Raw genomic sequence first — 9451 nt, forward strand, 5'->3', positions numbered from 1 at the left:
GCATTGCCTGCCCGTTTTCCCCCACCAACCAAACAAACTATTCCACGGAGTAATTATATGCCTCCCTATGCACAACATCTCAAGACCAGCCTCCGCCGTACCGGTGAAGAATATCAGCCTTTGCATGACTGGCTCGACAACCATCCGGAATTTAAAGCGGTCCGCCACGAGCTCTCAGCTCTTGCTGAAAACCGAAAGTTTGTCAGCGAAAACTGGGGCGGTGAAGCTGTTACCGAATTTTTCCTCCATGTTACCGAGGATCTTCTGATGAAAGAGATCGACATACTCAAACAGGCTGGTTGCCCGGAGGAAGCTGTCGATCACAGTATCGAAGTGGCCCGCAAGGCTCTGGAGATCTCAAGCCGACTGAATATCGCAGTTGATCACCGCCTGCTGGCCCGGGGCGCCATCTTCCACGACCTGGGTAAGTCCAAGACTTATGGCATGCAGCACGGAGAGTTGGGCGCGAAGATGGCGGAAGAACTCGGACTGGAGGAGGAAATCCGGCAGATAATCCTCAAGCACATCCGGGGCGGGCTCACAGAACCTGAAGCAAAAGAGTTGGGTTTGCCGATTCGGGATTACACCCTGCGAACCCCTGAGGAGAAGATCGTCATTTATGCTGACCGCATGGTCGACATCTACACCGACGGGATTGTTCCGGATACAGACGAGCATCAGGCGGAATCCCGATTTGCAGAAATACTCAAATCTTATGAAAAATATGGCAAAAACCCAATCACCCTTGCCCGTTATCTTGCTTTGCATGAAGAAATTCAGGGTTGGATGACCAGGTAACGAAAACATACCCGGCGCTGCGCCGGGGAGATAGTCATTTTTTATATGGATACTTCCAAAAAGGACATTGTTCTTCTCTTTTCCTCCAGGATCGTCCGGCTATTCGCCTACGGGTTCATATCGGTAATTCTGGCGCTCTATCTTGCCGCTACAGGATTAAACCCAGCCGAAGTCGGTGCAATTCTTTCCGCGACGCTTATCGGAGATATCGTTGTCTCTCTCTGGGTGACCATGGTCGCGGACCGTATGGGCCGGAGGCGCATGCTACTGCTGGGTACTCTGCTGATGATGCTGGCGGGCATTTTCTTTTTGCTGACGACGAATCCGCTATTGATCACTATTGCAGCGATTATCGGCATTGTCAGCCCAAGTGGAGGTGAAATTGGCCCGTTTATTTCTATCGAGCAGGCGGCACTCTCACAGCTAATCCCCGACAACAAGCGCACCAGATTATTCGGCTGGTATAACCTGGCCGGGTCTTTCGCAACGGCAGCCGGTGCATTGACTGGTGGCTGGCTGGCACGTCTGCTTCAGGATATTGGCTTCGAAAGGCTCGAGTCCTACCAGTGGATTATGGCAGGATATGCCGTTTGCGGACTTCTCTTGATGCTGCTTTTTTTCCATTTATCAAGAAAAATTGAAGTTCCTATGACAACAGCAAAAACTGCAAGCAGTGCAAAGACAGTAATCGGGCTGCATGGCTCAAGGAAAACAATTTTTAAGTTAAGTGGTCTTTTTGCCCTCGATGCGTTTGGCGGAGGTTTCGTTGTGCAAAGTCTGATCGCCTGGTGGTTGCATATCCGCTTCGGCATTGATGAAGGTGGATTAGGGGCTTTATTCTTTGGCGCCAATCTGCTCGCCGGAATGTCAGCTCTGCTGGCAACAAGGCTTGCCGATAGGATCGGTCTGATAGCAACCATGGTCTATACCCATATTCCGTCGAATATAATGCTCTGCCTCGTACCGCTCATGCCAAACCTTTGGGCAGCGGTCGGTATGCTCCTGCTCAGAGCAAGCATCTCGCAGATGGATGTGCCTGTGCGCCAATCGTATACCATGGCCGTGGTGGCCCCAGATGAACGTTCGGCTGCTTCCGGCATCACCACTGTTGCCAGATCCGTGGGGGCCGCAGCCTCACCATTGATAGCCGGTTTGCTAATGGCTCATCCACTGTTTTTCTCAGCCCCATTCTTTGTAGCCGGAGGACTCAAAATAACGTACGACCTTCTCCTCTATTCCATGTTTGAAAATAGAAAAAGTTAAGATGCTCTGGCATCCCCAAAAGGGGCTAACAAATGAATACAAAAGAGATAAAAGAAGACCAGGAACCGCTGCCATTTCGGGAAGCTCTAAGGGTCTGGATAAAAATCGGTCTGTTGAGTTTTGGTGGCCCGGCCGGGCAGATCGCCCTGATGCACAGGATGCTTGTTGAAGAGAGGAAATGGATAAGCAATGACCGTTTCCTCCATGCCCTCAATTATTGTCACCTGCTTCCAGGCCCAGAGGCACAGCAGTTGGCCACCTATATCGGCTGGTTGCTGCATGGCACCAGGGGAGGATTGGCCGCAGGCCTGCTGTTCATCATTCCCGGCATGGTGACCGTTTTAATTCTCACCCTGATTTATGCCGGGTTTCAGCATGTGGCTGCAGTGCAAGCGCTTTTTTACGGTCTGAAGCCCGCTGTGCTGGCTATTGTCGTCATTGCTGTTTTCAGAATTGGCGCCAAGGCACTGAAAACGGGATATTTGATGTTGCTGGCAGGGCTTGCTTTTATAGCCATGTTTTTTTACCACGCTCCCTTTCCCGTGGTGATAGTCGTTTCCGGCCTGCTCGGGTATATGGGGATGACATTTTGTCCTCAACGCCTTGGTGAGCGATGCCCCCGGTGGATCTGCGGCGATATTGCTGCCGTCCAGGGTATCGATGAAGGGGGAATAATCGACCTTTTGCTGGCAAAAGATGAACGCGGCAGATTCACACCGACTCTTGTCCGCAGTTTGAAGGTTCTGGTCACCTGGGGAAGTATCTGGCTGGCACCCGTTCTACTGATTGTCATACTGTTTGGACCTGAGCATGTATACTCTCAGATATCACTCTTTTTCAGCAAGATGGCCATGGTCACCTTTGGTGGCGCATATGCAGTTCTCTCCTACATGGCCCAGGAGGCGGTAAGTGGTTATGGCTGGTTGCATCCCGGGGAAATGCTCGACGGCCTTGCTCTGGCAGAAACAACGCCTGGTCCGCTGATTCAGGTCGTACAGTTTGTCGGCTTTCTTGCCGCTTATCGCGATCCTGGGATACTGAACCCCTATATTGCCGGGATACTCGGTACTATCCTTACGGTATGGGTAACGTTTGCTCCATGTTTTCTCTGGATTTTTCTCGGCGCGCCATATGTTGAACAGCTCCGCCATAACCGTTTGCTCAATGGTGCGCTCTCGGGCATCACTGCCGCAGTGGTAGGAGTAGTTCTGAATCTTTCCATCTGGTTCGGTTTGAGTACCTTGTTTGGAAAGACGACGCTATCGCAATTTTGGGGTGCAGCTATTCCCGTGCCCGACCTTGCCTCAGCCGATTGGTTTGGCCTGCTGCTGGCTTTGCTCTCTTTTATCGTCATGCGCTATGCCAAATTTGGTATGATCACCGTCCTGACCGGTTGTGCCGGTTTGGGGTTTTTCTGGAAACTGTTGTTTTAAGGAGAATCGTATGGGAAAAAGTGTCAACCCAACAGAATTACAAGAGCTTCTTGCTAACAAAAAGACCGTCACTCTGATTGATGTGCGGCGCAAAGATGATTTTGACAAAAATCCGCACACTTTCAGCAATGCTCGATGGCAGAATCCAGCGGAAATCAATGAATGGCTTCCCACGGTACCCACTGACCGGGATATTGTTGTTTATTGTGTTCGCGGCGGTTCCGTCAGCCAGTCAATTCAAAAGCAACTTGCAGATAGTGGCAGAAATGTTCAATACGTTGAGGGAGGGTTAGAAACGCTGAACCAAATGAAGGGTTAGTAATTTTTTGGATATCTCTACTTTGAAGTCGCCCCATTTCCGACCGATTCTCAAGAAGTAGACGATTTTACGATTCTGATATAACCACAGGTTACAAGCTGTTGATTGCCCTTAAGATTGCCATGTGTAACCCAATGGCCAGAAACAAATCCTCAACTACTCGATTTGATGGCGATGACATGAGAAACTTAAATTGTATTCTTATGGTTACATCTTAAACTCAACAGTGAACTCGAATCGAGGAGACGTATGCCGAAACCGTTACCCAATGTCACCTATGATATTCAATCAGTTCTCGATTCTGCGCTCAACGTATCACTCATAACAGTAACCACTCAAGGACTTATTACAGGTTTCAGTCGTGGCTCCGAGAGAATGCTTGGTTACTCTGCAGGGGAAATCATTGGTGAGAAAACCCCATTGGAGTTTCATGATTATGATGAGGTCAAAAAACGGGGTAACGAACTGGAAGAACTTCTTGGTTACCCTGTTGACGGATTCCAGGTTTTTGTTGCTGAGGTAGATATGACGTTACCCCCGAAAACAAGCCCATTGCAAAGTTAGTGATTTCATTTTACCCCTGAACGAGACTGGAGGTGGAGAAACGGTCTCAGGATTTCGGACCACCCCTTAAGTTTACATGCCACCAGTTCCTCAACATGCTGCATTGAGGAGCTATGAAAAGGAAAAGACGAAAACATACCGCAGAGTTTAAGGCAAGAGTAGCCTTCGGAGCCATCCAAGGGCTGAAAACCCAGAGCGAGATCGCCAAGGAGTTCGAGATTCACCCGGTGATGGTAGGTCAATGGAAAAATGAGCTCATTGAGCGTATGCCAGAGCTGTTTGCCGGCAAAGCTGATAAGGACGCTCAAGCAAAGGACAAGGAAAAAGTCGAGCTTGAACGCAAGGTTGGCCAGTTGACCATGGAGGTGGCTTTTCTTGAAAAAAAGTGCAATCAGTTGGGAATTCCGCTGAAAGGTCGAAACACATAGACTGGAAGTCTCAACTGAGCATCCGTCGACAATGTCAGCTTCTCAAGATTCACCGTTCAATGCTGTACTATAGCCCTCGGAATGAGTCAGCCCTGACTCAGCGGTTGATGAGGTTGATAGATCGATATCACCTTGAAGATCCGACAGCAGGACCGCGGCGAATGATGAAATACTTGAGCCGATCCATCGGGATGCGGATAGGTCGGAAGCGAGTCCGGCGTCTCATGCGCTTGATGGGGATAGATGCGATTTATCCGCGCAAGCGAACGACGATACCGGGAAACGCAAAGCACATTTATCCGTATCTGTTACGAAAAATGGCAATTGTCCGCCCCAATCAGGTCTGGGCCGCAGATATTACCTATGTGCCGATGAGAAAAGGGTTTGTCTATCTTTTCGCCATAATAGACTGGCATTCAAGAAAGATATTGGACTGGGAGATCTCCACCACGCTGGATACCGAATTTTGCCTTCGTTGTTGATATCTTCGGGATAGATGACAACTTTACCAAAGACATTGGAGGTTGGGAGGATCTTGTTCACCCAGACTATAGGGAGGAGATGTCGCTTTACCTGGCAGATCAGGTTCTGGGGAAAGGTGAACAGTTTTCTTTGGTTCTCTTCCTTGCAGCTGCTCAATTTTGAAGCGATTATAGGTTGTTAGCTGACCCCGCCATATCAGGAAAAACCTTAGCTTTCTGTTGATTTTAAATGATTAACCTTGGCACAGGCTTTGGCTTAGGCTCCACTGACAATTGGCACCAAACTGTCATATTGATAAACTGTAGCTACCCAATAAGTCATTTGTCCAGAATGCGTTGATAAGATAATTTTAGTTCTTATTGAGCTGAACGGCTTGGCACCTGTATAACCCCGCTAAAAAGCGTTCGTTTACCAATTTTAATCTCTCCCACAGACAGCTTAATATTCACAATAGAGCCATCCTTATGACGAGCAGTAAGTTGACGGCTGCTTCCAATGATCGTTGTTTTTCCCGTCTTAAGATACTCTTTGAGATACTTGTCATGATTTGACTTGTGCGGCTCAGCCATGAGAATGCTGACATTACTGCCAATGAGTTCGCTGTATGAGAAGCCGAAATAGTCGACCACAGCTGAATTGACCGATAAGATCTTTCCACTCTGCTCGATGACAATCAATCCTTCATTCATTCCCCCTTCAATTCTGCGAGGGTCTGTTGCGTCTTCTTTCTCAGCTTTTGACTGTTTTTTTTCCTCAGTTATATCAAGAAGAATACCGGTCATTTTTGTGGCCTTGCCGTTGTCGCCCAGGCTGGCAACACCAATTTGTTTCATGTGGCGTACTGCTCCGTTGGGGCGTAGGATGCGGTGCAAAACCTCGTAATTGACCCCTCGTTCCACTGCCGATGTAACTTTCTGGATAACATTCACAGAGTCATCAGGATGTACACATTCCAGCAGAGCTTCATAGGAATGATTGAGGCTTTGCAGATCTCTGTCGAGAAGCTTTTCAAGGCTTGCTGTAAAACTCAGGAAACCGGTTTCGATATTCCACTGCCAACTCGCAAAAGGCACTGTCTTTTCTGCTAAACCAAGGCGCGCCTCGCTGTCTTCCAGAGCTTTTTCAGTTTGTACCAGATCAGAGACTTCAACAAGAGTAATGACAACACCTGCAAACGTGTTTGGTGCAACATTATACGGTAAAATCCGCATAAGGAACCATTTGCCATCTATGGACTGTACATTTCGATCTATCATCTTCGATGTTGTCAGTACTCTCTTGATGAGTTCGAGGATATCCTGATCTTTTAAACGATGGGTCAAATGATCAAAGGGCCGACCCAGATCACTCGGGATGAGGTTAAATATTTGCTTGATTTGAGGCGAGAATTTCCGGATATTGAGCTGGTCGTCCAAAAATATTGTGCCTATCTCAGAACTGTCCAACAGGTTATCCATGTCGTTATTCAATTCAGTGAGCTCCATGATCTTTATCTGATGCTCTGAATTGACGGTGTACAGTTCCTCATTGACGGATTGCAATTCTTCATTGGTTGATTGCAGTTCTTCATTACTCGCCAGCAGTTCTTCATTGGTCGCCTGCAGCTCCTCGTTAGAAGTTTCCAGTTCTTCGATAGTAGCCTGCAGATTTTCCTTGGTAAACTGGAGTTCCTGCTCTAAATCGAGAAGGCGCTGCTCGGCCTCTTTATCATAATCATACGTTGTGTCGTGATGCGAGGGGGGGCTACCTGATGGATCCGTAATTTCATTGAAAAGAATTGCTACGAGCGGAGATTGGATCTTATTCCCGGGCAAGGGGGTTATGTCGACTTTTAAAACTTTGTTACCCCTTTCATTGTGGTAACCTATGTTGCTATATGTGATCTCCTTTTCTTCTTTAAAGGCTTTCTGGATGCCTATTGTCACTGGAATTGCTATTTCATTTCTAAGCATTTTCCTGATATCATTTTTCATCATTCCTGACGGAAGACTGAGAAAATTATCTACATCACCAATCGTGTAGAGAACTTCTAATTCGTCATTCACGACAATAGCCAACGGGATAACTTTTTTTGCCAGTACTTTAAGGAGCCTGTCGATTATATGGAGGTCCCTGTTGGTTGGTCCCGAAGTCCTTTGTTTTGCTGCGATGGGAAGGTGGACAAGTGGGTTGTTGGAAGAAAAGGAGAGGTTGGGTAATGATCTGGAGGTGAGGGCTCTTTGTTTGCTTTTCGAGCTGTAGATTTTCCATTTTCGGTGTTTTGCAGAAAAGAAACTGCTCATTTCACCTGTTGTTTCACTCGACCCTAAAAAAAGTATGCCTCCAATGTTCAACGAAAAATTGAACATCGAAAGCGCTTTTTGCTGGAGCATTGGTTGGAGGTAGATGAGCAGGTTTCGGCAACTAATGATATCAATCTTTGTAAAAGGTGGATCACTTATTATGTTGTGTTGTGCAAATACAACCATCTCCCTGATTTTTCGTGATACACGGTAATGATCTTCCTGTCGCTGAAAATATTTTGAAAGCAGGGATGGCCCAACATCAGCCGCGATGCTTTCAGGATACGTTCCTCCTCCAGCTATCTGCAGGGCATTGCTGTCGACATCCGTGGCAAAAATTTTCACCTTCCGCTCAATATTCAACTTCTCAAGTAGTTCCTGGAGCAAAATGGCAAGAGAATAGGCTTCTTCCCCTGTAGAACAGCCAACTGACCATATTCGCAACAGTCTGCCTTTTTTGGATTCAAGAAGTTGAGGCAGAATGTCTTCTGCTAAGTAATCAAATGCCTCTCTATCCCTGAAAAAGCTGGTTACTCCAATGAGCATTTCATGATAGAGAGTAGTCAGCTCCCTATTGTTATACTTCAGCAATTTAATATAGGCCTGAAGATCATCGACCTGGTTGACATTCATTCTGCGTTCGATACGACGGACAACGGTACTTGGCTTGTAGTAGGTAAAATCAATTTTTGTTTTTGATCTGAGCATTGAAAAAATAGTCGCCATGCTATCATCCGAGTGGACTATTTTGTCTTGTTGTTCCGCCTTGGTGAGATATGGATACTTAATGTATGCCATAAGTTTTTCAGGGATATCTTCGACATTCAGAATAAAGTCAGCCAGGCCTGTTGAGGTTGCGCTTTTGGGCATGCCATCAAACTTAGCATCTTTTTCGTCCTGAACCATAATCAGGCCACCATTCTCCTTGATAGCCCGTATCCCTCGGGTACCATCGCTGCCAGTGCCGGACAAAATGATGCCAACGGCCTTCTCGCCTTGATCTTCGGCCAGAGAACGAAAAAAAATGTCAATGGGAAGGTTTATCCATGGGTCATTGGGAGGACGGTCACTGAGCAATAACTTTCCATGAAAAATTGTGAGATTTTTCTTCGGAGGAATGAGATAGATGCTATCGCGATCAACTAGCATGCCATCTTCTGCCCGCAAAACGGGTAGTCGTGTTTTCTTTGAAAGAAGCTCAACCATCATACTCTTGTAATCAGGCGATAAATGCTGGATGACAATAAAGGCAAGGCCGGTTTGAATGGGTACATTTTGAAAGAGCTTCTCTATTGCCTCCAACCCACCTGCCGAGGCGCCTATGCCTACATAATACGATGGCATTCTTCCGGATTTCATTGAAATATCCATTCTGTAATCCTTCGCTTTTATGCCTTATTTGATAGTGAGCGCGGTATGTTGTTAACAATGTCTACAAAAACATCTCCCAACTTTAGAAATCATCTGCCGTGTAACTCAAGTTTTCAAGAGCAGTAATAAAGTTACCGTAGCTGAATGGCTTCTCGAGAAATGCGTTTGGCTTTTCCATGTGGAAGACCGCTGGAGTCACGTAATAAGTGCAACGCGTCGACCAGTAAACGCCTCCAGAGGCGTCAGGCCGTTCAGTACTTTTCTTGGTGTTAGGTTTAGCACGAACACTCCGTCCTGAATCTCCTGCTCTGAGAGAGTGGCAAAATCGAACCTTTTAGGCCAGAATCTGCGGAGTCTGCCATTGGTGTTTTCATTCGTCCCTCTCTGCCAGCTTGCATATGGCCTGGCGAAGTATATTGTTGCCCCAGTCTTGTTTGAGACTCGAGCATGGTCTGCAAATTCGCCACCATTATCCAGTGTTACTGTCAGTGCAGAGTGTACTTTACCGAG

At 47.1% G+C, this 9451-nt stretch carries 9 protein-coding genes; 7 read left to right on the forward strand and 2 right to left on the reverse strand.

Features of this window, described 5'->3' with window-relative positions; genetic code table 11:
* Nucleotides 1–57: 57 nt before the first annotated feature.
* The 7 genes from BUF15_RS24180 (at nucleotide 58) to BUF15_RS24210 (ending at nucleotide 5287) form a co-directional block, all read left to right on the forward strand.
* Entirely contained in the window at nucleotides 58–798 is a 741-nt protein-coding gene (locus BUF15_RS24180) for an HDIG domain-containing metalloprotein (protein WP_084554547.1), read from the forward strand.
* A gap of 45 nt (nucleotides 799–843) precedes the next feature.
* Nucleotides 844–2061 carry an MFS transporter gene (locus tag BUF15_RS24185; RefSeq protein ID WP_073616633.1) on the forward strand — a complete coding sequence of 406 codons (1218 nt, stop codon included), beginning with the start codon at nucleotides 844–846 and terminating at the stop codon, nucleotides 2059–2061.
* A gap of 32 nt (nucleotides 2062–2093) precedes the next feature.
* Complete coding sequence (gene chrA / locus BUF15_RS24190) at nucleotides 2094–3494, forward strand: chromate efflux transporter (protein WP_073616635.1); 1401 nt, start codon at nucleotides 2094–2096, stop codon at nucleotides 3492–3494.
* 10 nt (nucleotides 3495–3504) lie between these two features.
* Nucleotides 3505–3813: a rhodanese-like domain-containing protein gene (locus BUF15_RS24195; RefSeq protein ID WP_073616637.1), complete on the forward strand. Its 309-nt coding sequence runs from the start codon at nucleotides 3505–3507 to the stop codon at nucleotides 3811–3813.
* Nucleotides 3814–4062: 249 nt separating this feature from the next.
* On the forward strand, nucleotides 4063–4377 hold the full coding sequence (locus BUF15_RS24200; RefSeq protein ID WP_073616639.1) for a PAS domain-containing protein: 315 nt from the start codon (nucleotides 4063–4065) through the stop codon (nucleotides 4375–4377).
* 113 nt (nucleotides 4378–4490) lie between these two features.
* Complete coding sequence (locus tag BUF15_RS24205) at nucleotides 4491–4805, forward strand: transposase (protein ID WP_073616641.1); 315 nt, start codon at nucleotides 4491–4493, stop codon at nucleotides 4803–4805.
* Between the two features lie 107 nt (nucleotides 4806–4912).
* Nucleotides 4913–5287 (forward strand): DDE-type integrase/transposase/recombinase, encoded by a 375-nt coding sequence (locus BUF15_RS24210; protein WP_073616643.1) that lies wholly within the window; start codon nucleotides 4913–4915, stop codon nucleotides 5285–5287.
* 357 nt (nucleotides 5288–5644) lie between these two features.
* Here BUF15_RS24210 and BUF15_RS24215 read toward each other — a convergent pair whose 3' ends face one another.
* Both BUF15_RS24215 and BUF15_RS24220 read right to left on the reverse strand, forming a co-directional pair.
* Complete coding sequence (locus tag BUF15_RS24215) at nucleotides 5645–8929, reverse strand: chemotaxis protein CheB (protein WP_159441375.1); 3285 nt, start codon at nucleotides 8927–8929, stop codon at nucleotides 5645–5647.
* A gap of 207 nt (nucleotides 8930–9136) precedes the next feature.
* Nucleotides 9137–9451 (reverse strand): IS30 family transposase (locus tag BUF15_RS24220; protein WP_143170866.1); only part of this gene is annotated, 315 nt, incomplete at its 5' end.

This window comes from Desulfopila aestuarii DSM 18488, assembly GCF_900143695.1.
Lineage (GTDB): Bacteria > Desulfobacterota > Desulfobulbia > Desulfobulbales > Desulfocapsaceae > Desulfopila > Desulfopila aestuarii.

What these genes read in the sequence shown, in the direction of transcription:
- BUF15_RS24180 (WP_084554547.1), top strand. Translation starts at nt 58, where the DNA reads ATGCCTCCCTATGCACAACATCTCAAGACCAGCCTCCGCCGTACCGGT.
- BUF15_RS24185 (WP_073616633.1), top strand. Translation starts at nt 844, where the DNA reads ATGGATACTTCCAAAAAGGACATTGTTCTTCTCTTTTCCTCCAGGATC.
- chrA (WP_073616635.1), top strand. Translation starts at nt 2,094, where the DNA reads ATGAATACAAAAGAGATAAAAGAAGACCAGGAACCGCTGCCATTTCGG.
- BUF15_RS24195 (WP_073616637.1), top strand. Translation starts at nt 3,505, where the DNA reads ATGGGAAAAAGTGTCAACCCAACAGAATTACAAGAGCTTCTTGCTAAC.
- BUF15_RS24200 (WP_073616639.1), top strand. Translation starts at nt 4,063, where the DNA reads ATGCCGAAACCGTTACCCAATGTCACCTATGATATTCAATCAGTTCTC.
- BUF15_RS24205 (WP_073616641.1), top strand. Translation starts at nt 4,491, where the DNA reads ATGAAAAGGAAAAGACGAAAACATACCGCAGAGTTTAAGGCAAGAGTA.
- BUF15_RS24210 (WP_073616643.1), top strand. Translation starts at nt 4,913, where the DNA reads ATGAGGTTGATAGATCGATATCACCTTGAAGATCCGACAGCAGGACCG.
- BUF15_RS24215 (WP_159441375.1), bottom strand. Translation starts at nt 8,929, where the DNA reads ATGAAATCCGGAAGAATGCCATCGTATTATGTAGGCATAGGCGCCTCG.